The organism is Photobacterium obscurum (assembly GCF_026191635.1).
In the GTDB taxonomy this organism is placed as follows: domain Bacteria; phylum Pseudomonadota; class Gammaproteobacteria; order Enterobacterales; family Vibrionaceae; genus Photobacterium; species Photobacterium obscurum.
Genome location: NZ_JAKRRW010000003.1, coordinates 270,674 through 295,615, shown reverse-complemented (window position 1 = coordinate 295,615; position 24,942 = coordinate 270,674). Strand labels below are relative to the sequence as shown.

Genomic DNA, 24,942 nt, shown 5'->3' with positions numbered 1-24,942 from the left:
CAATTTCAGATTAGTTCTTAATAAGCCAGAACATCCCCCTATCCAGCACTGTACAAAACTGACAAAATACTACCTTAGATCACTACAGTAGAGTAGCTTAACAGCCAAATAAGCATCATTTATTATTGATTCGCATCAAGCATCCAATAATATTTGGTCAACTTCCCTCTTCGGCAGCAATGATAACCTCACAACCAGGCTTTACCGCTGCCAACTTTTTCGCCAATGCTCGTTGCGAAGACAAATCACCATGGACTATACGAATTTGCTGTGGACCTTGCTCGATGCCAGCGACAAACTTCACCAAATCGAATTGATCGGCATGTGCTGAATAGCCCGACATAGTATGAACAGTGGCATTCACTTTGATATTTTTGTTTTGGATTTCAACTGAATCCGGTTGGCTCTGTAAGCTCCGGCCTAAAGTACCCTTAGCCTGATAACCCACCAAAATCACATCCGTTCTGGAATCCGGTAACAATGCTTCCAGGTAGTTCATAATCCGCCCCCCCTCACACATGCCGCTGGCCGCGACAATGATTGCTGGCTCACCCGTGACTTTCATACGATTGACGATAGCTAAGTGGTCAGAGTGCTGGTTGACGGTAATACATTGCTTAAAGGACAACGGGTGGCGACCGCTTAACAGTCGCTGTTTGGCTTCCTTAGCCCACAGGCGCTGAAAAGTAATATATTGCTCGGTGATTCCAATCGCTAAGGGGGAGTCCAAAATCACCGGCAACTGGTGCCAATTTGTTGCTGCATCTTCTTTTCGTGATTTCAAAGGCAGAGTACGGGAAATGATATTCTCAATATCAAACAGCAATTCCTGAGTACGCCCAACACTAAACGCCGGGAGCAAAATAGCCCCACCATCGTTCATCGAGCGCTCAATAATCTCGGCTAGCTGCTGCTCACGGTAGTCAATAGGTTGGTGGTACTTACCACCGTAGGTGCTTTCTATAACCAACGTACCAACCTGTTTCGGTGACTGTGGGTCAACCAGCAATGGTGTGCTATAGGGCCCCAGGTCCCCTGAAAAAATAACGTTTTCTCCGTCAGGAAGCACAAGCTCAATGTAAGCTGAACCCAAAATATGGCCAGCAGGGCGAAAACAAATACTCACCAGCCCACCGTCAGGCAAAACCAGCTGTGCACGGCAGTCAAAAGGGATAGGTTTCAGTAGCAATTTCACCAGGCGAGTAAATTGTTCGCATTGTGATTTATCCAGACCAAGATGAATTTTCAGGCCATCTTCTAGCATCAGCGGCAATAATGCAGACGTAGCCTCGGTCGCATAAATTGGACCACGAAAGCCCGCAGCCAACAACCAAGGAAGTCGGCCTACATGGTCAATGTGGCAGTGCGTCAACAATAACGCTTTAATATGCTCTATCGGAAACTCAATGTTGAGTGTCCGCCCGGCCTCCTCTCCTTGAAAGAGACCACAGTCAACCAGTAAACCATAAGTACTGATCCGTACCTCGTGACAAGAACCTGTCACACCAGTACGCGCACCGTGATGTATAATTTGCACGCTCGCGCTCCACCTAGATTGAACAATCAATAAGATGATGACAAAGGAACGTAGAAGATTAAGGCTCGTCGTAATATTGCTAGAGTGACATCACGAAAAAAAATATCCGCCCCACCCTGCATAATCAAGAAATATAAACCGTTGCGCATAAACGAATTTGAGAGTGAAAACAATAGTAAGTGAACGTTCGGTAACAAACTTCAATCTTTCTGTAACAACTTGAGGCTTTAGTGGTATGTCGAAATTTGATATAGTTTCGGGATAAATCCAACTTTTGATGTAATTTTGATGTTTGCTGATTTTTTCTTTGTATTTTTCTCTTCTCTTACTGCTTTGTTCTTACTCAGGAAGTTTGCAAAAAAAGTCGGTTTGGTGGATCAACCGAATGCGCGTAAGCATCATAATGGCTCAATCCCCCTTGTTGGTGGAATCGCAATTTGCATTACTCTTGCACAGTTTCTCTATTATAACCCGCAAATCTTTGATGACTCGGGATTGTACATTTTTTGTATCAGCACCCTTACAATCGTCGGCGCATTAGATGACAAATATGATGTCAGCTTCAAGCTCAGAATGCTGCTGCAGGGAGCGCTATCAATTTGTATGATCTATTTTGCCGGCTTAGAGTTACATAACTTAGGCAACATGATTGGCTTTGGCAAAATTGACCTAGGGTTATTCGGATACCTAGTTACAGTACTCGCAGTTATCGGGGCAATTAATGCGTTCAACATGGTTGATGGAATTGACGGCCTATTGGGGGGATTGTCGATTGTTACATTTGGAGGGCTTGGAATCATCCTCACATTTGATAACCAGCCAAACTTAGCCTACCTCTGCTTTGTCATAATTTTCGCCATCATTCCATACATCCTTCTCAATCTAGGAGCGTTCGGACGCAGACGGAAAGTATTTATGGGCGATGCAGGCAGCATGCTAATTGGTTTTACGGTAATTTGGATGTTACTGGTTGCCACTCAAGATGGTATTATCCCGCCATTAAGACCAGTCACTGCTCTATGGCTAATTGCTGTACCCCTAATGGATATGGCTGCAATTATGATCCGTCGAGTTCGGCGAGGAGACTCTCCTTTCAAGCCTGACCGTGAACATTTACATCATATTTTTCAGCGCATGGGCTTTAACTCAGTTCAAACTCTAATAGCAATATGCTCCATCGCAACCGCTTTTGCGGCTTTTGGGATTTATGGCGAATTCATTGAAATCCCTGAATATCTAATGTTTTGGTTGTTTATAATCTGCTTCTTCATATATTTGACGTTTCTATCAAACGTATGGAAGATTAGTGCATTTATTAATAGAAAGCTAAATTCTCAAAAAGCATAATACAACTCAACATAAAAGAGAGTGATTAGTCACAACTACATCATTTAATCTATATGTAGGATAACTACGAACACTCTCAAAATCCGTATGAATCATAATCACGGCGATGATATACTATCCTCTTGTGTTAAAGTCCCATTACTTTTACTGGAATAAAAAGTGTGAGCAACCATCAAAATTCAACCACTGCGAACCAACAAACTCATCAGCCACAGCGAGAAAAACTAGTTGTTAATAATGACGACCTTAGTATAAAAGAACTTGTGGCTGCGCTTTTCAAAAACAAAGCAATTATCATTGCCTGCACAATAGCACTGATGCTAGTGTCAATTGCATATGTAATGCTAGCTCAAGAATGGTGGTCAGCTACCGCTAAAGTTGTAAAGCCTCAAATTCAAGACTATTCAGAATTATCATACCAAGTCAGAAAGTTTCAGCCCGCATTTGAAATACAAGAAGAAGAAAAAATCATTCAGAATAATGATATGTTAGATCTGATTGGCAATGAGGCAATGTTTGAGCAATTCATTCTCGCTTTTAACTCAACCTCGAACAAAAAAAGATTTCTTCTTAACAGCCCGCAATTCAATCAATATCTCTCTGCTAACAATATTTCAGAGCAAGATACAGATAAAGCACTCTCAAACTGGTACTCAAAATTAACGGCAAAGCCGGCAAATAAAAGAGATAAAAATCCAAGTGTTTTCATCATTACGATGCAAAGCCATACCAGAAACAGTAGTTATGAAATGCTAAATGACTACGTTAATTTTGTTTCAAATATTGTTCATGACGAGTTACTTTCCGGGATCAAAGCAACAATAGACGCGAAACAGAGTGAACTTGAAAATAAACTATTTATTATTGAGTCAAAAGCAAAAAACACGCTTGAGATTGAAAGAAAGAAAACAAAACTTGCCTTAAGAATTGCCAAAGAAGCGGGTATTCAAGAACCACTTCAAAATTTGAATAATAATGAGTTCTTTTCAGTCAGCTTAGGATTAAAAGCATTAAATGCAAAAAGCAATGTACTAAATGATTTCGATGAACTGAGTATTTTAGAGCCTGAATTAGGTGATTTAAATGCTAAGTTAGCACTACTAAACAGAAACAACTTACAAAATGATATTTCCTTTGATGTATATCGGTACTTAGAAAATATAGAGATACCTTATTACAGAGACAGCCCAAAACGCTCGCTAATCATATTATTCGGCACCCTTGCTGGTTTTATCTTTGGCGTTGGAATAGTGTTATTCCGACAAGTACTTAAGTAAAAAAAAGGCCAGACAAATGTCTGGCCTTTTTACATCAGCTTATTTTACTAAGCCAATCTTTTTCTTTATTAAATCAAAAAGGTATTTGCAAACAAATTTCGGATAGTCTCTAAATAAACGATCTCGCACATGTTTGTGCATCACAGCTCGTTGCATCCATCGCAAACCAAGCTTCTTGATAACTGGATGGTAATAGTCTCCACGCGATGCAGTTTGCGTTAGAAAACCTCCACAAGTAAACAGTAAGCATGCACGATTCAACTTTGATTTCGCATCCAGAATAAACTGTTCTTGTAATGGTGTACCTAGTCCAGCTATAACGATATCGGGTTCTGAGTCTAGTAATTCACTGGACACCAAAGGCAACTTAGCACTATCAAAATAACCGTCTCTGGTATATACAAGCTTCAAACCTGGATAATTTTGTTTAAGGTAGTCAGAACATTTGTCGATTTCAGAAGCATTACCACCAATAATAGCTACCTTCAAATCATGTTCATTTGCATAACTAAATACATCACCAGCAATAGAGGAAAAATCGAAACTCAATCGTTCAACTGGAACCGTTCTAGACATGTTTGTCAAACGACACAGTAAAGCACCGTCAGAAAACCAATAATCGATACTCCTAACTATGTGCTCATCAATTTGAGAATACGAGAAAGGATTTACAAAACTGACTGCAATTGGATTACCAATAGTTTCATCAAGAAATGCTGAGTGAAGAATAGAAAAAAAAGTATCTTTTCCAAATATCTTACTCTCAAGTTCAGCATTAATTATTGAATAGTTCATTCTTCACCTGGAAACTTTTCATACTTTTTAATAATGAGTCCGACGATATCAAAATCAAGCACATCGGAAGTGCAAAGAAAATACTGTTGAATGAAGATACTGACAGACCATTTAAAATGAAAATTGAAATTAGCACTAGCGCAAACTTCAAAGAAAAACCTTTCTTTGTTAGCAAATAAATATAACTACCACAAATAAATAGCAACCCCAATATTCCATGATCAAATATTGTTCTCAATATAAAGGAATGTAAAATTACTGAAAAGCAATCATTGCTACTTCCCTTACTAAACAAACTTGTATAGAAACTGAGGTCATCACAAGATGAAACCAACAGTGGTGTTATAACAGGTCGGCCAAATAATAGTTCATTAAAGCTAAATGATTCAAATTCATCTAAGAAAACGAATAGGAACCTTACTCTGTCAATTGAGTATATATCTGTATCATTCAATCGCGTGACGAATACGTATGCGAAAACAGAAAATAAAAACAGCAAAACTGCATACTTAATGACAGTTTTCACAATTGATCTTTCTTTATATAGAAAATAAAAAGAAAAAAGTAAACATGCTAAAGCTGATCGAGAACCTGAAATTATTAGCACATAAAACAAACATAACGTCGCAATTGTAGATACCTTGACCTTATGAAAAACCAGTGCAAAGTATATTGCTACTAGCATTAATAATTCAAAGTTGTTCTCAGTATAAACACCTGGTCTTGATATGTTAAAGGCGAACTTTCCTACTGAATATTTAAGCAAAAAAACTGTTATTAGAAGGTAAAAAACATTCAAAAGATCCTTACTTGTAAAACTCAACCTCGAAGGTATTGCTAAAATAAGGAGATAAAAATATGTTTTGTAAATTAACAGATAATCACTTAATGCATAACCTTCCTTATTCCTTATTACAAACAAAGCAAAGGTAATAAAGAGGTAAGCAAACATTGTATAGCATATGGTGTATTGATAAGTTTGAAACCTCAATCGACACCCTATAATCACAATACTTATCAGTAAGATTTCAAAAATTGATTGAGCCGGTAATAGATTATTCCGGTAATAGACATTTGTTAACTTTTCATATGAAAGTAAACCGGTAAAGCCTAAAATAACTACAACACAAACAAGAACCATATAAACAATTCTTGTCCTTTCGAAATCTACTGATATTTTATCCATTCAAAAGATTCCGCAAAATAAATTTTAGTTTCAACCTCGATTTCCAAAGCCCCCTTGGACCTAGCTTGAATACTGATGTAAAGACATTAACAAACAGCTTTGGCCAAAGCTTGGCACAATATAAACGACCAGATATCAAATAAAACTGATAGGCTGCTTCTCCGTGTTTAGACATGAATGATTTCATTTCATTAAGCCACCAGAAACAGTAAGTGAAATCTTCCAGTTTAGATTTATATACAGCGCCTTCGATGTGATAAATCGTTAATGGCTCGGCAATATATTTTATCGGAAGCCCTTTACTAAATACCCTCAGGCAAAAGTCATAATCTTGGTGTCTTTTAAAGCGAGTATCAAACTGTATTTCCTTAGCCACTTTACTCGGGACACAGATCGCACTGGTTTGAATGAAGCCACCAGTCAGAAACAAGTATTCGCTTACATGCTCAGTCTCAGAAATACCACGTTCAGGCCTAGTGAATGTCTCGCCACCTTCGTTAGATACAGTTACTTGACTGTAAAGTAAATATTCACCACCATACTCATTTATATGGTCTTTATACTTTTCAAGTTTGCTTGGCACCCACTCATCATCAGCATCAATAAACGCGATATATTCACCTGTTGCAGCCTCAATTCCGGTATTCCTTGCCGCTGCGCCATTTTTATTCGTTTCATGCTGAATAAACGTAACATCTAGGCCATCAGCAAAAAAGCCATCAGCAATCTCCTTCGTTACAGATGCATCTCTCGATGCATCATCCACGAGAAGAACTTCAAAGTTTTTATATGATTGAAGCTGAAGCGACTGTAGTGTCCGTGCAATTGTATCTGATGCGTTATACGCAGCTATTACTACACTAAACTTCATTAGTTTCACCTGACTCTTTATAACGTAACAAAACGCCAGATGTTTTCTTCGTCGAAACCGGAGAGCTACACTCCATATCTTGGTGGCCAATAGCCACTAAACAGATGATCGTTTTGCTAAGATCTAATCCGAGATATTCAACACCACTTCTATCATTGTTCCAATCAGGTACCCAGTTCAGTACACAGCTAGATAAACCAATCGATTTCAAGGCAGGCAAGAAGTGTCCAAGAAACAACGCTGAGTCCGTGTAGACTAAATGACGATCACGAGTGAACCTAAATGAGCTCGCATGACCCACTACAACAGCAAGTGCTGGAATATTCTCTAGAAAGCCCTTAGTGCCAGGAGCTAAACCACCGATAAAATCAATGTCTTCTCTCGTGTCTAGAAAATGAAGACTAAAAGGCTGTCGGTTACATGCGGTTGGAGCAAGCTTTGCAATATCAACAGCTGCCTGAACTTCAGATAAATCAACTTTCTGTTCAGTAAAGTATCGTACACTACTCCTCGCATGGTACAGTTCTGATAATACAGAAAACTTCGGATTCTGTTTTTCAATTTCTAGGCGAGATTTATCAATATCAAACTCATTCGTTTTCAAATCAGTCAGGATATCAATACATTCTTGTACTTTATTCTGATCATAAGAAAACGATTTATACTCAGTTAAAGTATTAATCGACCAATCAACTTCGTTTTTATCAACAAAAGGAAACTTGTCGAGTGATTTCACTTCGCGATATAATTCAGTCAGCAAATCTTTTCCGAATTGATCTTTTCTATATTTATGGAAAAGTCCTTTCTCAATACGGTGAACACAGCGTCTCAAATTCGCATTCGAGTAGTCATTTTGATATCTAGAGGTCAGTGCCTCGTAGCGCCCCTTTAACGTATATTCGTACTCACGATCGAAGCTTGGTTCAAACAAGAAGAACAATCGGCTCAAAAATCGATTTTTCGAACATAGCAATACCATTTGTAGCCTAACAAATCGTATTGCATTCATTAATTTAATCTTAAATTTAGACACTTTCTATACTCTTTAAATGTATTCCAACCACAAATGACTGGTGAGAAAAATGATGTAAGCACATAGATTAGATAACAAACCAATGCCCCAATAATTCCTTCAGGCGAAATTAGAACATAGGCTAAATATGCAAATAAAAATGCACTTAAATAGCTAATTAGCGACCAATGCAGTTTTCCGTTTAGCACAATCTCACGACTCAATGAAATTCTTAGCATAAAGAAAAATGATGACAGCATAGATATTAAGTAAAGAGTATAATCAGTACTTAATTTAAGATATATGCCTACATATGCCCATGTAAGAATCAAGACTGCGAAAGATATTAATGATGAAATTTTCACCATATCGTTAATATATTGCTTCTTCAAACGTTCAACTTTGGACTTTTCACAGGCAAGAACTTTAGAAAAGTACCGCATTGATATAGCATTAGGTACAAATGAAAAGGCTTCAATAACTCTAATAAAAATAAAGTAAGTATTAGCACTTGCTAACCCAATCTGTGAGCTAAGGATAATAAAGCTTCCCCTAGTCCACGATAATTGGATAATACCTGATAACCATACCCAGGAGCTTGTAGTCAAAAATGACCACAACACCTTAACATCTTCATAATTACACAGCCACTTACCTTTCCAATGTAATGAAGATTGTGGATTAAAGAGCATTACCAGGAATACGACTAGCCACTCTATATACAAAGAGTAATAAAAATAATGGCTATCAATAGATAGTAAATACCACTTGATTACAAATGCTGGAATATAAACGGAAATCTTTAGGATTGAAATAAATCTTACAGTTTTGTATCCATCAGACTCAGAAATATAATCAACGAAATTCAAAGATGCGCATAGTGAGATAAACATTAACTGTTCAAAATCGAGTTCAGTAAAAATGTTTAATCGATAACCTATAAAACAGATTATATTAATAAGAACGACTTTCTTAATCAGTAAAAAAACCGCAAATCTCAATGACCGGTCACCATTATGATCCCGAAGGAACTTTGATAATGCGGCATTTGCTCCAAATGATATCATGGCTACGATAATTGCCGACCAAGAAAGCAACTGATAGATATAGTTAGTTTCTTCTTTAGGCAAGTAAAATTGAACAAGCATCACAATTAAGAACTGTGATGCTGCTGTTACAATCTTACTAAATACGACAGAATTTAGTAATGATCTGATCATTAATTTTTATCGCTTGCTAATTCAAAGACCTCTTTCCACATAGCATTGACATCTTCTTGTACCATTTTAAGTTTATTTGCATATGCTTCTGATGAGAAAATACTCGTGTAGTCTTCTGAAGTAACAAAATCAAAAATATCATCAGCTTTATCAAACTTACTCGGAGCATTCAAATCAAATAAAGCCATTGCTTCATCATATTTAAATGACCAGCCAACCGCAATACATGGAACCTGTGATGAAAGTGAACTTATCAAACCATGGTAACGAGAAGTTACAACAAATTTAGCATTCGCGATAATAGATTTCGCATCAAGGCCAGTCTGAGGCTCGATATACTCAACATTAATATTGTTAGCTTCTAATGCACGAATAATTTTTTCAGATATCTTTTTATCTTTGATACCTTCATGATTCAAAATTGTAATGCTACGACCTGCCAAATGCAGTTTCTCACATAATTTGGTGAGCACATCAACATAGCTATCCCCTTCCCTTTTCTCTACCTGGAAGTTAGGAATAATAATTACATCTCTTTCTTCTTCGATTTTTGGCGCTTTTAGACAGAAAGTAATATCAGGCACTACCTTTATTTTTTTGCCTGTTGCTTCTTCAAAATACTTAGCACCAGTTTTCTCACGGGCGTAAATTAATTCACATTTTTTTGCGATCTCTTTAGCAACCCACTGTGCTTCACTCGTCGTGAACGGGCCAAGGCTTTGAGGTAAGATAACTTTACTACAAGCTGATGAGTCTTGTAGAAGGCGGTTCTTTGCTAGAGAAACCGTCCATGGATCACCATATGCGTAACCTGAAGCATCCAAGATCAAATTCACTTCACTAGGTTTGATAAAGCCAAGTCGGGAACGAACATAATTTGGAAGTAAGTTAAACGGTGCTAAGCAGTTAAAGCCGCGGTAGCCAATCCTCATTTTTGAATAGAGCGGATATGCAACTTTGTAGTCATAGGAACTATATGGTTCCGTACATACTTTGTAATTTTTATCACGCAACCGGGCCATTGATGCATTAAGCAACAACTCTGCACCTTTATTAGGAAACCCGATACCTTTAACTTCAGCAACTAACATATATAATCCAATTTAATCCCAGTCCGGTGGATAAGCAAAAAAACCGACCACAAACCTACTTCAAAACTGTGGCGACTACATCCGCCAATTTATAGCTATTGAAACAATCAACACCCAGTTCAACTTTTCATCAAACTACACTATTGGTGCAATAAATGAACAATTTCAGCATTGCATTAAAGCACGCTACCGCCCTGAGGTTAACCGCCCCCTCAAAGCGTACATCATTTAAGTGGTTGAATTTCATCTATTTTCATTAAGACTCCGCTCAACAAAAATTATATTAGCGAATTTTAACACTTTTATCTGGCTTTGTTGACTAAATCACTTTGAACTTTTCTGATAGCACCACCTTTAATGCATAAGTACACATATCAATTTAGTAGCATTATTTCTTGTATAAATAACAGCTTTGAAAAGTCCGACGATTAATGGAGAGTTACGCTTTATGAAGGGCCAATATCGTTGATGTCATAACTGTTCCCCCCCCCCTTTTGCATCCTCCTTTTTTCATTTTTCCTATCATTTTAGTTCAACCGCCTAAGCTGATTCTTACAGAAATAAACCAACAGCCTGGGCTATTAACCACTGGCAAGACCCACCGTAAGCAATTGAAAGACAAGAGGTAATGAGGAACAACAATTCCAATGAGCCAATTTCACTGCTCATTGAGACAAAGCGGGTTTTAAGGTAGGACAAAACTAAGCTGAGTTTTGATGTTGCATTTTGTCAACATTACTGCCCAATAAAATTGGCAACTTGACAGAATTTGAAGGCTTCACAGCGCGTCAATTTGAGCGACACAAGAATGACTATAGATGCTTTTTCAGAAGCGACGGTTGGCTCATGCAACGTTTCTTTGCTATGCCCAACAACATCGCTTCTGTTTTCATCGCCAGTTTATTTCGACGGGTAGCCAGTTGGATTTTGTGACTGCCAGCGCCAGGTATCTGTCGTCATATCGGCAAGGGTATGTGTTGCTTCCCACTGCAGCTCAGACTTTGCCTTGGCCGGATCGGCCCAGCACTCTGCAATATCCCCAGCACGGCGTGGGGCAATTTTGTACTCAACATTAACGCCCGATGACTTGGAAAACGCTTCTACCATCTGTAAGACGCTATAGCCATTCCCCGTTCCCAGGTTATAGATATGCAGACCCGCGGTTTTGCCTTTATGATTCAGCGCCGCAAGGTGGCCATCCGCCAAGTCAACCACATGAATATAATCACGAACACCTGTCCCATCCACGGTCGGATAGTCATTACCAAATACCGACAGGAACTCACGACGACCCACCGCCACCTGAGAAATGAACGGCATCAGGTTATTGGGGATCCCTTGCGGATCTTCGCCCAGCTCACCGGATTTGTGCGAGCCAACCGGATTAAAGTAACGCAGGATCGTAATACTCATCTCAGGGTGAGCTTTCTGAATGTCCGTCAGACACTCTTCCACCATCAGCTTGCTACGCCCATACGGGTTCGTTGCACTGGTTGGAAAATCTTCACGAATAGGCACAGACGCCGGATCGCCGTAGACGGTTGCCGACGAGCTGAAAATAAGGCTGTTTACCTCGGCCGCACGCATCGCTTCCACCAAGACTAACGTACCATGAACGTTGTTATCGTAATACTTCAGCGGTTGCTCGACCGATTCGCCGACCGCTTTCAGCCCGGCAAAGTGGATCACCGAATCAATGCTCTGCTCTGCAAACACCTGATCGAGGAATGCACGGTCTCGAATATCACCTTTGTAGAAGACAGGCCGCACATCCGTCAGCTTTTCAATGCGATCGAGCACAGTTTCCTTACTGTTATACAGGTTATCAATAATAATCGGTGTCATACCGGCTTCAATCATTTGAACGCAGGTATGGCTACCGATATAACCCATTCCGCCAGTGACAAGTACCTTCATGTTTCTCCCCAAAGATTACAAACTAAGACTAACTCTTGGCAGGTCGTTTTACCTGCCCGCATCCGCTACCCACTCTACGGCCATGGCTGAAACTCGTGCTTAACGCAGAATAGTTAAGCACCGAACAAGACAAGCACGCCAAAAACACCACCACAAAAAAACTGGATAAATACACAGCACTTTACTATGGTAAATAGGCCAAGCAATAGAAAGCTTGATGCATAATACAGCTGGGCCAGGGTGGCGGCAACCACCCTGGCCCGTATCGGCTGTCCTCGCCCTTAGAAGCAACTCCCAGCCGACGGGAACAGTATACGTGAGCCTGTCGGTAAAACCTATTCTATGGAGATATCCGATGGCGAAATTGCGTATCCGCCCCAACGGGGTGATCCAGTATGACGTGTGTGTCTATGGCGTCCGGTTCCGCGAAACCTCCGGCCTGCCCGCAACCCCGACCAACCTCAAGAAAACCAAGGCCGTCCTCAAGCGCCTTAATGCCGAGCTGGCGCTGGGCACCTTTGACTACAAAGAGTTCTTTCCCGACAGCAAGAAGGTCGAGAAGTTCGAGCTGCTGAAACGGGCCAAGAATCCCGCCCTCACCACCCCGTACTTTGATACGTTCAGCAAAGACTGGCTGGCCCGCCAGTCCCACCAATGGAAAAACAGCTATCGCATCAATGTGGTCAGTATCATGAACAACTACCTGTTACCGGCCTTCGGCAACAAAATCATCGATACAATCACCCTCAAGGACGTCCAGACCCTGCGCAGTGACCTGTGCAACCTGACAAAAGACAGTGGCAAGCGCAAACTGAGCAATAAACGGGTTAACATCATTCTGGTGCCGCTGATCAGCATCTTACATATGGCGGCCGACGAATATGATTTCCCCTACCCGCTGGCGCGTCTCAAGCCGCTACGCGAAGAGCCCAGCGATCCCAACCCGATGACCCAAGAAGAGGTGGCCCGCTTTCTTGCCACGGTCGAACCGCAATGGCGCGACTATTATTTGGTCCGCTTCCATACCGGCATGCGCAGCTGCGAAGTCCATGGTCTGATGAAGGACTGTGTCGATTTTACCCATGGCCTCATCCGTGTCCGTCGCAACTGGGTGAACGGTGACCTGACCGATGTCAAAACCCCCAAATCCAACCGTGAAATCGTCATGACGCCCACCGTTGAAGCGGCACTGCGCCGTGCGGTCGAGAATTCGCGCAGTGAGTTTGTCTTTACCCATCCCAAAGGCTGTCCGCTCGATACCCGTTACGTGAACAAGCACCTGTGGTATCCGACGCTCAAAAATGCAAAGCTAGCCAAGCGACGTCCCTATGAGACCCGCCATACCGCTGCCGTGCTCCATCTCGCGGCGCATGAAAATCCGCTCTATGTCTCACGCCTGCTCGGTCACAGCAGTACCCGGATGCTGTATGAAGTGTACGCACCGTACGTCATCAACGCCGCCCGCCAGGACGGCAGTGCCTTTGAAGCGATGATGAGGGAGGGGAACGCATGACGGATTTTATTAGCCTGCGCGCCTTGAGCCATCACCTGCAGGCTGACAACGGGGATCCCGCTTCATTGGTGCACCTTGTCGCACTCGGTGCCCAGTCTGGTGAACTGCTCCACCGCCTCAAAGCCAGTGGGGAGCCTCTCGGTTCCCTCCCCTCTCCCCGGTTGCAATGCGAACTGAGTCTCTATGCCCAGCAGCGATTTTCAGTGCTGTCGCAGTCGACACACCGCTATCCACTACTCAACGCTGTCCGCCAGTGGCGCTTTACCCGTCCCTGTTGGGAGCCGATTTTAGGGACATCGCTTCTTTCTACCTGCCCCGAGCTGCCCTTGCTGGTGTACTACCTGGATGTATCGGATCATCTTCTCAACCACTCGCCCACCTCCATTGAGGAGCGATGGCAACAACACCTCAATCGCACGGTCTCATTTATGGCCGTGCAGGTACTGATTGAATCGGGGATGTGGGACGAGATCTATATCAGCCGTGATGGCGTGATGGCGCTTGACCACCAAGCGAAAGGACGGTTATTGCTCAGCGAAACACAGCAAGACATCAATCAACGGGAATACGCCCAGGAGTGGCGGCAGTTGAGTCCTCACTTTATCCTGCAGACAATGGTCGATAGTCTGTAAAACTTCACGCCCCGTATAGGCAGGCACCTCAAAGGGGCCTGCCTAGCGTTCAAAAAAGGGCACACGGTGTTTGGTTCACGATAATCAGACAAAAACAAACAACAAAACTCATCATCACCGAAAACAAACTATCCGGACATTGAGCCACGATAGCGAGGATGACTGAGCCACTATACCCCAGGGATTGGCAGAGTCCCCCTGTCATATGCAATCACATCGAGGTCAATACGTTACGTCAAAAATTGACCCTCGGCGGCCGACATGCCATCACAAAACGTATCGTTTTCGCTTCATCACAAAATAACAAAGCTTGCTGGGGAGAGAGAAATATCCAGCGTGACTTCATCGGCAAGGTGTTCAGTACAAGCTGCAGACTTCCAAGATTGCAGCAAATATCCAGTTCTGGGGCTAGGGGATGAATCGTTTGAATGGTCAGGGCCGCCCCGACATGATCCTGATTCATTTTGAGCATAAACTCATCGTGCAGATTGGGATGTGTCTTATTATGCGTCATCAGATGCAGCTCCTCTTTTTCCACATGATCAGCAATGGCTATTCGCGGTAGCCGGTTGAGCAATATGGATGTCTGCAGTTCACATCCGGTATCAACAAAGCCTGCTTCAAGCTGCTTTTCGAGGGTTTGACCGTCCCTCGTCACTGTCGCCAACTTAATCCATAGTGCCCAGCCAGGACGTTCAATCAATAAGCCATTGCCCAACAGCGTCACAGCGACCTCACCCGCACAGCGCGTCAATAGCGACACCACTTTAACGGCGAGCTTACAAGCCAATGCTATTGTCGACGAGATAAACGGTTCCGGCTGCGATCGGACCGAACACCAGGGTTGGGTGATGGCCACGAAATCCGCCAACACCTGTCCCTGAATCGACACTTGTCCGGGGGTAAAATACAACTGAAGGGTTAGATCTTGTTTATAATTCTGCGGACTGAGATCGATATACTTCTCGACGATTTTCAAATGACGTCCCAGATCCGCCGCCACGAGTTTGACCGAGAGGGCTTTATTGATACAGAGCATCTCAAAATTCCGACTATACTCATCAGCAACAACCTCTAACCAGTATTTCGCACCGTCCTTCCCCGCTGAATAATCACCCAACAAATCAGCAAACTCGGTTGACTGAAGATAGATTTTCCCACCCGAAATCGTCATCGCGACTGGCCGTTCATGCTGCAACTGCTTGAGGATCTTGGTTAGTCCCAAGGCTTTGATTTTATAACGCATGACCTGGGTGGCGGGGTTGTCCAGTAACGGCCAGTAATAACATAACTGAAGCCCGGTTTCAGCCCCCATGCTACTAGTCACCGACAACTTCATACTGCCTGGTTCCACCGTCAGCATAACAAACGGATGAGTAGGTTCCGTCACCGTTTGGCTCAGAAAATGCAGTAAACCCTCATCCCACTCTGGGGCTAACGTCAGTGTGATTGCCATTATTTCTTCCCCTAATCATGCTCATTTTGCCCACTCGGCAACAACAGCCCCGGTTTTAATGACGGGGAAATCTGAGGCAATGAGCGACAGTAGTCCTCATACGCCATCACCAGATCCAAAATCGCCGGCATCGCGCTCCACAACGGCCAGGCAAAACGATACGGTTTCACGGCAGCACTGACACGTTTTCTCTCGCTCGATATCCACTCTACCTGGTAACCGTGGCGTTCAATCACCCGCCGCCACGTACGCGCCGTTGCACTCTGCCTATCGTGACCGCTGATGGCCATGGTCAGCCCCTGCAACCCCAACAGCCGATAGCCATACAACACGCGGTTCAGGTTCCGAATCGCCGTAATGGGCTCTCCTCGACGGTAACAATGGTACAACGTCGATAATCCGCGCAATGCCAAGCGAGTCCTAAAGGGCCAGGCGCCTTCAAGGGATTGGCACAACCGCAGCCAAGCCGGCTGATGACGGGCCGTTACCGTCAACAAGGGCAACGCTTTCTCATACTGTTGCAACCAAGCCAGAAAACACGGCAACAAATCACGATCGGCCGAGCCTTGGCAGGCATTGCGAACTTCAAGAGCAAATAGACTAAAGGACAAGACGGTATTCTTCGCGACCGGAACAGGCGGCTTATCGATAACGGTAAATCGTCGGCATCCCACCAGCCGTTTCACCGCGATACTCAGCAAGGCGTCCGGAACAATCTCCCCGACTTTGTTATCACTTTGTGGGAGAGCCCTACGATTATCCTCGATATAATGAGGCTCAGTGAAACGGGGCTCGGAGCCCGCGGTTCGACACGCATCAACCTCACGGGTTGGCAGGTTTACAAAGACTTGTTTTTGCAGCTCAAATGAATAATTGGAACTCGCTATCCATTGTCGCACATCGCGTTTGACCAGTCGGCATGGCGTGGCACTCAACTGCAGCACCAGCCAGTCGAGCAAGTGCAGGTAAATCGTCAGGGTCGTCGCCGGCCCGGCATGCCCTAACCGCTCGCTGACCCACTCCAGGACCGGGAAATACAACGAAACCGGCGAGCCCAGTGCCGCCAACATCGCCCGTATCCCGCCTAGCTGGGCGGATTCAAACAGGGCATGCCGGAGAAAATACGGCCGGGATACCGGGTGATAATCAAAGGCCAGCATACTCAGCATTACGGTCCAGTTGTTGGCGCAGCTGTGACGCAGGCTATGGGTCACCAGTGTCGTATCATTCATCGCCTCGCGGAGAAAGTTGATAAACTGCGTTTCAAGGCTGGCATAGTGCCAGTCATCAAACAACGGGGCCGGTTTGGCGGCATGCCGGATCCATTGCGCATCGCACTGGGCGCTCAACGCTTTGACCACTGAGGGCGGCAACAGCGCCAGCGGAATCTTACGCACCGCATGCGGTGTCTTGCGGCGCTTGTCGGGTGTAATATAGAGTATTCCGGTATCAAAACTGATCGCCTGACACTGCAGCGACAGTGCTTCATCTTCACGCAGGCCCGCGTAATAACACAGCTGCATAAACAGGACAATCTGTTGCTCGAAGCGGCCTTTTCCCCGCGCAAAGCGCAGGCACACCTCGTCAAAATCGGCCGGTGCCAGATAATTGGCCCGCACCCTCCCCTGCGCACTCAACACCGTCAACTCTTCCAAATCCAGCGTGGGCATACCCGGATGGCGCTGGCAAAACTGCAAAAAGCGCAGCACGGTATACTGCGATTCGGCCTGTTCAAACGAGGCTAGCCCTGACTGGCAGCAGGCCGTAAAGGCCTCAGCCGGTAGCGCAAAGACCGCCTCCTCTGGCCAGGCCGTTTTAATAAAGCGGGTCAGGCTCGAATGGTAAGTCAGCAAGGTACTGGCGGCCAGTTTCGCTTTCCATGCTGAACCGTGGGTAAACAACGCAACAAGCCAGCGGACGGCCAGCAGGCTGGCTCGTGACATGGGCTGTTGGGCCAAAGCCATAAGCTGTTGCTGGGCCTGTCGATAACTCCGTCGCTGGCGGCGATCTTGCGGATTGACCCGCTGGTACTCTGACAAGCATGCCCGCAGTTGGCGATGCAGCTCCGCATCCTGAAGGAATGTCGCCCTCCCCTCGGTGGCAGGCAAGGGCATGATTGGCAGACCATGGCTTTTCGGGGCGGACACCGGTAAACAATGTCCGGTAAAGCTGCGGATCATCACCGGATCCGGTAACGGTGTGTAACTGGCCCAGATCCCACGCAAACCGATACTGCGTGCGAGCAAGCCGATATCCCTGACCAGCTCGCTGATCCGAATGCCAGCTAACTGTTTCCCCTCCCAGGGGACCACGTAGCATTGGGTTACCTGCTCCAGCCAAGCGGTGATACATGCCTCGGGGTGGCGCTTGAGCGTCGCCCAGATAGGCTGGGGAGACAAATAGCTCAGCAGGGCACTACCAACCGGCCCCAGCCAAATACGGGTCGCTTCATCGGGTAAATACAAGCTTAATGCGGCTGGAGACTGAAATCCCACCCACTCTGAGACCGGTACCTGGCACATCGCCTTGAGGATCGCCAGCGACTCCACCCCGCTTTCCCACGCTACCACTAACAACCACCGCCCGCACGTCGCCGCATCCGCTTGCTGCGCGTCATGGCCCACAAATCCATTACTCACGGGCGGGCGCAATAAATCCGCGGTTAATCGCTCCACCCACCCCACGGGCAGGTGATATTGTGCCACGGTCGGCGTATCCGGCGGCAAAGGTCGCCATACCTCAGGCTGACGCAATGATGGACTGTTCAGCACCTGTTGCTCCCACAGCAATAGCAGCACCTGATGGTAAGCGGTCAGAGCATCCCGGGTCGTAGCCGTGCGGTACAACTTACCCGCCACTCGGGCCAGGGCACTGTCGGGCAAGGGCGCCGCGCCCAGGGTTTTCGGGGCGTGTTGCGTCAACCATGCCAGGGCGTCAGGGATCGCTTCACGCACCCTCCGAGGCTCGAGCGCCAAACGCGATTCAAAATAGGCTAACCAGTCACGCATCGGCCCTCCTCCCCCCGCCTATCCCCTGTCACCGAGGTTCCCAACAACCAAGCCAGCGCCGTTTCGGCCTGGCGATCATAGGCGGCAAACTTTGCCACCATGGGCGCCAATTGCTGTTGCTGATGAGCGGCAGCCTGGGTGAGCGAAAGCAGCGAGTACTGCCCAATCGGACTTTGCCCGCGCAGAAAATGGTTCATCAACAGGTTAAGGTCAGTTTGTGCAAAATGACCTTCGGGTCGGGACTGGTTGGCCTCGAGCCACAAGGAGGCACTGAGGTGGCGAAAACCGCCGGGCACCATATCCCCGACATACGTTTCAAGCAGTCGTTGCACCGTACTGCGTTCGAGCGGCTGCCATTGCTGGCCATCAAACACACTCAGTCCAACCGGTTCCTGGAGCCGCTCAAGCGGCAACGCGCGCTGCTGCCAGCTATGGTACAGCCCGAGCAACCGCGTCAACACCGGATCGGCCACCAATACCCGGCGCTCATCATGGTGGTGGCTCCGCTTGTCCTGCACGGTCAGCAGCCCGGCCTTGAACGCAATATGATCCAACGTCGGATAGGGCTGATTCACAGGTCTGAGCGCCAGGGTCATGGCAGCACGCAGATGAAGATAGAGCGCCACACGTTCACTCCACACCTGCCGCTGTCGAGAGTCGATTAACGCATGAGGTGAAGGACGTTGCTGCAGCGGTTGCAAGATGGCAGAGAAGATCGGGGCTAAGAGCTCCTGGCGCAACGTCAACGCCGATCCCACCTGATCATGGTAACTCGGCATCCCCCACGTCACGCTGACGTGCGTTTCACTGCTCGAATTCAGTGCCTCCGTCGCGCCCAGCTCAGCCAAAAAGGCCTGCCAACAGCGCCGCACCTGATGGCTGGCAGCGGCGGCTTCTTGATTGACGTAATGTGACTGAACACAGGCTTTGCCGGTCAGTAGGGCCAGCGCCGTATCCGGCACCTGCTCGCGCGCAAAGTGGAGAAACGTCTGATGCAAACCGGTAGGACTAAGGTGGAAAGGTACCTGCGGCTGTACGGCCTTGATGTGAGCCTTAAGCCACTGACGGTATTGCGTTGGTGAAATCGACAACGCCTCGGCCAAGGGAAGACCATGACGCTGGGAGCTAGGCAGATCGCGTAATACGAGGTTAAACACACTTTGCAGTGGCCAGGGCAGCGAGAGAGACCAGCTCGGCCTCTGGGTATAATACCGCTTATCGCCAGCAGCAGGCCGCGTGCCCTTAACGAGATCCGCGGGCAACTGCAAGACCACATTGCACCCTTCGCGTGTATCAAATTCATAATGGAGCGACAGTGTCGGCGGCTCACTCTGCGATTTGCTGCGACGGTTATGCAGCGGGATTTCACGACAGGGGTGACCCAACAGGGCAAGCCAGAACAACAGCCAATACTTGCGCTCCGTTTTGGCGATGGCTAACCACTCCCCATCCAATAGTGGTGGGCACGCCAAGGTAAGAAAGACCCGACACTCGCCAGGAGTCAAGACGGCCTGACTGGCGGGCAGCGCTTTATTCGCCCGGCCGATCGCCCGCGCCATGCCGCTACTTTGCTGGGCAAACTGTCGTTTGGCAGCCTGATCACTCAGCGGCTGATTGGCGCTCAGCGTCAACCAGCTTTCGCCCGCATTACCGTCCTGATCACTGGTGGTCTTGACCGTCGCCGTCAGCACGGCATTCTCCACCCGCGTGGTGGTATGGACATTGGCCGCCTGGTACAGGGGACGTCGTCGGGCATGTGAATGGCGGCGTTTTACATACGGTGCTAACGGCGCAAGATAGGGATGCTCAGTGAGCGCTTGGGCCAAGGCATGCTGGCTACCTTGCGTCAGCATCCCCAGCTCAATAAAAGGAACATCCGCTGGGTACGCGGCGCGCAGCCGGTCAAACGCCAGATAGGCCTCGTACACATCAGGCCCCATCGCATGGTACACCCGCACCAGTAACCACAACCAACCGTTCTGCTTCTTTTGCTCTTCATTCCCCATAAGCAGCAGGCTACAAAATAGCGGGTAATGTGTCAGGTAGGCATGAAGCTGGCGACGGTGTTGGGGAAGCGGCGAAGACGTGGCGGTTTCAAGGGGGAGCAGCGTCTCAAGCTGCAAAGCCAACCGCTCACGCTGGCATCGGTAATAGGTATTGGCCTCGGGTTCAAAGGCACAGCAGCAATGATGAAACTGCTGATAGAGTACGATCGCGTGCGAGGCATACGGACAGTCCGGGGGAAGTCGAAACAGCGACCACAGCAAGGCACTCTCAGGGGTATCGGTATAGATACCGTCAAGGGGAAGGTCGCGACACTCGGTAGCATCATGGAGGCTAGGATACATACGCCACCTTATTCGTCGGGAATATGGGCAATCAAAGCCGTCAAATCAACTGGTGACGGTGAAGCCACCAGCTCCTCTTCGCCAGCGTGCCAGCGTGATTTAACCTTCTGGTGATGTTTATACAACGTCGTACGCTCACATCCCAGTAAACGACACAGGTCCTTCTGGGCAAAAATCGGTGGGTAGCCGAAAGCCTGTTGCCATTCCACCTCAAGTCCCCCTAAATCCAGGCAATGATGGCTATGAAGCAAGTCAATCCATTGGGCCGACGCACTTTGCTGCTGGATTTGTGCCAAGCTCTTTGCCCTTCCCTTCACCACGATTGGCAGTCTTTGCTCAGGGTAATACAGGGCCAGGACGGCTAACTCCGCGAGGTGTCGGACGGGATAATAATGACGGTGAAATGTCAGCACAGGGACGGGCGTGATAGCCTCAAGCAGACGTGACAGGAACACATCGGGCGCGGAGCGGAAAGCAAACATCAGACGGGCAACCTGCACCTCATCACGCAATGGTGACGGCGATAATACCAGTTTGCGAACAGGCAGTGTTTTGATCACCCATTTGTCCATCGCTGCCCCTTAATCCCAATATCGTGATTAAGAGATACGCCAATACTCAATCGGTAGCAATGCGAATGCGGAAATCTGTGACTTTTCGCGCAAAAGCTTGCCTGTCACTCAAAGAAATCGAAATGAATAATATGAAAATTTGCCCCTGAAAACGAAAAAAGCGGTGCCTTCGAGAGAAGACACCGCTTTTTGATTTTAACTTGTTTTAAGCCGCTTTCACCGCTTCAGCAATATGGTTTGCCCACTCGACCGCCAGATCGGCAGATTCGGCTTCCGCCATCACCCGGATAAGAGGCTCGGTGCCTGATTTACGCAGCAAGATACGCCCTCTTGGCGTTTCGGTGCCCACTTCCATCGCCTTTTCGGCATTGGCAACCGCACGCTTAACCAAATCAGATTCAAGTGGTTTAGAATCGCCACTAAAGCGAACATTGACCAGGATCTGTGGCATCATTGGCATGTCACCCACCAGCTCATCCAGCGTTTGACCGCTACGCTGGACAACGGCTAAGACTTGCAGGGCTGCCACAATGGCATCACCGGTTGTCACCAGTTTGCGACAAATCACATGACCGGAGTTTTCACCGCCCAACAGCCAATCGCGTTCTAACAATTGCTCCATTACGTAACGGTCACCCACATTAGCACGGACAAAAGGGATTCCCAGTTTGCCCAAGGCAACTTCCAGTCCCATGTTAGACATCAAGGTGCCGACAACACCGCCTTTTAGCTGGCCGTCAATCAACGCTTGCTTAGCCAGCACATAAAGGAGCTGATCGCCATCGGCAACATTACCCTGACTGTCCACCATCATGATTCGGTCACTATCACCATCCAGTGCAATGCCCAAATCGGCTTTTTCTTCAACAACGGTCTGTTGCAGCAGCGCCATCGAGGTCGCGCCGCACTTGTCATTGATATTCACGCCATTGGGCTGATTACCAATCGCGACAACCTCGGCACCGAGTTCACTAAAGACCGCGGGCGCAATATGGTAGGCCGCACCATTTGCACTATCAACCACCAGCTTCAAGCCGGCCAGCGACAACGATGATGGGAATGTTCCTTTACAGAACTCGATGTAGCGACCAGCCGCATCATCCATCCGTGAGGCTTTACCAAGCAAATGTGACTCAACACATTCAATGTCTTTATCCAGCTCTGCCTCAATGGCCAACTCAACCTCATCAGGGAGTTTTTCGCCGGATGCCGAGAAGAACTTGATACCGTTATCGTAGTACGGGTTGTGAGACGCACTGATCACAATCCCCGCTTCTGCGCGGAATGTTTTGGTCAGGTAAGCCACCGCCGGTGTCGGGATAGGTCCGGTTAAGACCGCATTGATCCCCGCCGCGGATAGACCGGCTTCCAATGCCGATTCCAGCATGTAGCCTGAAATACGGGTATCTTTACCGATAATCACTTTTTTTGTTCCAAGGCGAGACAATACACGTCCCGCCGCCCAGCCAAGCTTTAGGGCAAAATCTGGTGTAATTGGGTAGTCACCTACCTTTCCACGTACACCATCAGTGCCAAAGTATTTTCTAGTCATAGTTATTATCTATATTGAATGTGGAATGTTGAATTCTGTTACTAAAAGAGAGTCAGGAGTCACAGGTGAGAAGAGCCTACATAGCCGTTTTATACTCGGTGAAAGTCAAACGTTCTCACTCTTTGCATTACAAATTAGGCTAACTTCTTTTTTAATTGTTTTTGTGGCCTTTGCCAATTGGTAATTGCGCGAGGTTTGACGCGAGTAATGACCAGCTCATTTTCACCCACATCTTTATTAATAGTTGCACCGGCACCAATGGTCGCCCCTTGAGCAATATTTACAGGCGCAATCAACTGGGTGTCTGAGCCAACAAACACATCATCACCAATCGTAGTCTTAAACTTATTGGCACCATCGTAATTACAAGTGATAGTACCTGCACCGATGTTTGTGCGATTACCGATTTCTGAATCACCAAGATAAGTGAGATGATTCGCTTTAGATCCACTGCCTAAGCGGGTGTTTTTCGTTTCAACAAAGTTGCCAACATGGGCATTATCTAATAGCTCGGTTCCCGGGCGCAAACGACTAAACGGCCCGACGGTACAGTCAGCACCAACAATCGCATTATCAATCACGCTGTAAGGGCGGATCAGCGAATTATCAGCCACCACACAGTCCTTTAGCACCGAACCAGCGCCGACTATGACATTATTACCCAGTGTTACCTTGCCTTCGATAATGACATTGATGTCGATTTCAACATCTTGACCACACTGCAATTCACCACGCAAATCAAAACGGCTAGGGTCACGCAGCATGATGCCTTTTTCCAACAACTTTTCAGCTTTCATTTGCTGATAGGCACGTTCCAGCCTGGCCAGTTGAACACGGTTGTTAACCCCTTCAACTTCAATGGTATTCATTGGATGGACAGCTTCAATAGCACGGCCTTCATTGTGGGCTATTGCAATAATATCCGTTAAATAATACTCCCCTTGAGCATTATCATTACTAAGCAGGGAGAGCCAACGCTTCAGGTCACCACCATTGGCCACTAGCACCCCAGTATTAACCTCATTGATCAACTTTTGTTCTTCAGAAGCATCCTTCTGCTCGACAATCGCAACAACCGGGCCATTTTTGCGGATAATACGCCCATACCCTATTGGGTCTTCGAGCAATACCGTTAAAAGGGCAATACCACCTGTTGGCTGCGCTTCAAGCAGGTTCTCAATGGTCTTCTGACTGATCAGTGGTACATCACCATAAGTGACCAACACTTTTTCGTCATCGGCAAGATGTGCTGCGGCCTGGTCAACAGCATGACCCGTCCCTAACTGTTCGGCCTGTAGCACCCAATTTACGGACTCACTGGCAAGTGCTTGTTGCATTTGTTCGCCACCGTGGCCATACACTAAATGAATATGGTTAGAGCTTAGTGATAGACATGTATCAATGACATGTTTCACCATCGGCTTACCCGCCATGGTGTGTAGCACTTTGGGTAGATTCGAGTACATACGCGTACCCTTTCCGGCCGCAAGAATGACCGTACTAAAATTCATGACAAAATACCTGTTTGAGATGAAATATAAAAAAGCCCATCACGTCGGTGACGTAATGGGCAAATAAAATTCAATTCGGTGGGGTTGTTACTGTTTT

At 46.5% G+C, this 24,942-nt stretch carries 17 protein-coding genes; 4 read left to right on the top strand and 13 right to left on the bottom strand.

Annotation, left to right across the window (positions count from 1 at the left end):
* Positions 1-157: 157 nt before the first annotated feature.
* Entirely contained in the window at positions 158-1,537 is a 1,380-nt protein-coding gene (locus tag MD588_RS05510) for an MBL fold metallo-hydrolase RNA specificity domain-containing protein (RefSeq protein ID WP_265695942.1), read from the bottom strand.
* Between the two features lie 288 nt (positions 1,538-1,825).
* Here MD588_RS05510 and wecA point away from each other — a divergent pair, with 288 nt between their 5' ends.
* Both wecA and MD588_RS05500 read left to right on the top strand, forming a co-directional pair.
* Positions 1,826-2,884 carry a UDP-N-acetylglucosamine--undecaprenyl-phosphate N-acetylglucosaminephosphotransferase gene (gene wecA, locus MD588_RS05505; RefSeq protein ID WP_265695940.1) on the top strand — a complete coding sequence of 353 codons (1,059 nt, stop codon included), beginning with the start codon at positions 1,826-1,828 and terminating at the stop codon, positions 2,882-2,884.
* 161 nt (positions 2,885-3,045) lie between these two features.
* Positions 3,046-4,161 (top strand): Wzz/FepE/Etk N-terminal domain-containing protein, encoded by a 1,116-nt coding sequence (locus MD588_RS05500; protein ID WP_265695939.1) that lies wholly within the window; start codon positions 3,046-3,048, stop codon positions 4,159-4,161.
* Between the two features lie 39 nt (positions 4,162-4,200).
* Here MD588_RS05500 and MD588_RS05495 read toward each other — a convergent pair whose 3' ends face one another.
* From MD588_RS05495 to galE, 6 genes are all read right to left on the bottom strand, one after another.
* A complete protein-coding gene (locus MD588_RS05495; protein WP_265695938.1) occupies positions 4,201-4,956 on the bottom strand; it encodes a WecB/TagA/CpsF family glycosyltransferase in 756 nt (251 codons plus the stop codon).
* A 1,178-nt stretch (positions 4,957-6,134) separates the two neighbouring features.
* Entirely contained in the window at positions 6,135-7,013 is an 879-nt protein-coding gene (locus tag MD588_RS05490; protein WP_265695936.1) for a glycosyltransferase family 2 protein, read from the bottom strand.
* Complete coding sequence (locus MD588_RS05485) at positions 7,003-8,046, bottom strand: nitroreductase family protein (RefSeq protein ID WP_265695935.1); 1,044 nt, start codon at positions 8,044-8,046, stop codon at positions 7,003-7,005. The genes MD588_RS05490 and MD588_RS05485 overlap by 11 nt, the downstream gene beginning before the upstream one ends.
* Positions 8,022-9,245, bottom strand: coding sequence for a lipopolysaccharide biosynthesis protein (locus tag MD588_RS05480; RefSeq protein WP_265695934.1), 1,224 nt, complete (start codon positions 9,243-9,245; stop codon positions 8,022-8,024). Before MD588_RS05480 ends, MD588_RS05485 begins: the two co-directional genes overlap by 25 nt.
* Positions 9,245-10,336: a polysaccharide pyruvyl transferase family protein gene (locus tag MD588_RS05475; RefSeq protein WP_265695933.1), complete on the bottom strand. Its 1,092-nt coding sequence runs from the start codon at positions 10,334-10,336 to the stop codon at positions 9,245-9,247. The genes MD588_RS05480 and MD588_RS05475 overlap by 1 nt, the downstream gene beginning before the upstream one ends.
* A 900-nt stretch (positions 10,337-11,236) precedes the next feature.
* Entirely contained in the window at positions 11,237-12,253 is a 1,017-nt protein-coding gene (gene galE, locus MD588_RS05470; protein ID WP_265695932.1) for a UDP-glucose 4-epimerase GalE, read from the bottom strand.
* Between the two features lie 355 nt (positions 12,254-12,608).
* Between galE and MD588_RS05465 the strand changes: the two genes are divergently transcribed.
* Positions 12,609-13,766, top strand: coding sequence for an Arm DNA-binding domain-containing protein (locus tag MD588_RS05465; protein ID WP_265695931.1), 1,158 nt, complete (start codon positions 12,609-12,611; stop codon positions 13,764-13,766).
* A complete protein-coding gene (locus MD588_RS05460) occupies positions 13,763-14,398 on the top strand; it encodes an RING finger protein (protein ID WP_265695930.1) in 636 nt (211 codons plus the stop codon). The genes MD588_RS05465 and MD588_RS05460 overlap by 4 nt, the downstream gene beginning before the upstream one ends.
* A 235-nt stretch (positions 14,399-14,633) precedes the next feature.
* Here MD588_RS05460 and MD588_RS05455 read toward each other — a convergent pair whose 3' ends face one another.
* The 6 genes from MD588_RS05455 to glmU all read right to left on the bottom strand — a co-directional run bounded on the left by MD588_RS05455 (position 14,634) and on the right by glmU (position 24,845).
* Positions 14,634-15,788 carry a hypothetical protein gene (locus tag MD588_RS05455; RefSeq protein ID WP_265695929.1) on the bottom strand — a complete coding sequence of 385 codons (1,155 nt, stop codon included), beginning with the start codon at positions 15,786-15,788 and terminating at the stop codon, positions 14,634-14,636.
* Positions 15,789-15,865: 77 nt separating this feature from the next.
* Positions 15,866-18,736: a tyrosine-type recombinase/integrase gene (locus MD588_RS05450; protein ID WP_265695928.1), complete on the bottom strand. Its 2,871-nt coding sequence runs from the start codon at positions 18,734-18,736 to the stop codon at positions 15,866-15,868.
* A gap of 110 nt (positions 18,737-18,846) precedes the next feature.
* Positions 18,847-21,210, bottom strand: a complete 2,364-nt coding sequence (locus MD588_RS05445) for a hypothetical protein (RefSeq protein WP_265695927.1) — start codon at positions 21,208-21,210, stop codon at positions 18,847-18,849.
* 8 nt (positions 21,211-21,218) lie between these two features.
* On the bottom strand, positions 21,219-21,782 hold the full coding sequence (locus MD588_RS05440) for a hypothetical protein (RefSeq protein ID WP_265695926.1): 564 nt from the start codon (positions 21,780-21,782) through the stop codon (positions 21,219-21,221).
* 205 nt (positions 21,783-21,987) lie between these two features.
* Positions 21,988-23,334 (bottom strand): phosphoglucosamine mutase, encoded by a 1,347-nt coding sequence (gene glmM, locus MD588_RS05435; protein ID WP_407676544.1) that lies wholly within the window; start codon positions 23,332-23,334, stop codon positions 21,988-21,990.
* Positions 23,335-23,468: 134 nt separating this feature from the next.
* Complete coding sequence (gene glmU, locus MD588_RS05430) at positions 23,469-24,845, bottom strand: bifunctional UDP-N-acetylglucosamine diphosphorylase/glucosamine-1-phosphate N-acetyltransferase GlmU (protein WP_265695925.1); 1,377 nt, start codon at positions 24,843-24,845, stop codon at positions 23,469-23,471.
* Positions 24,846-24,942: the final 97 nt, after the last annotated feature.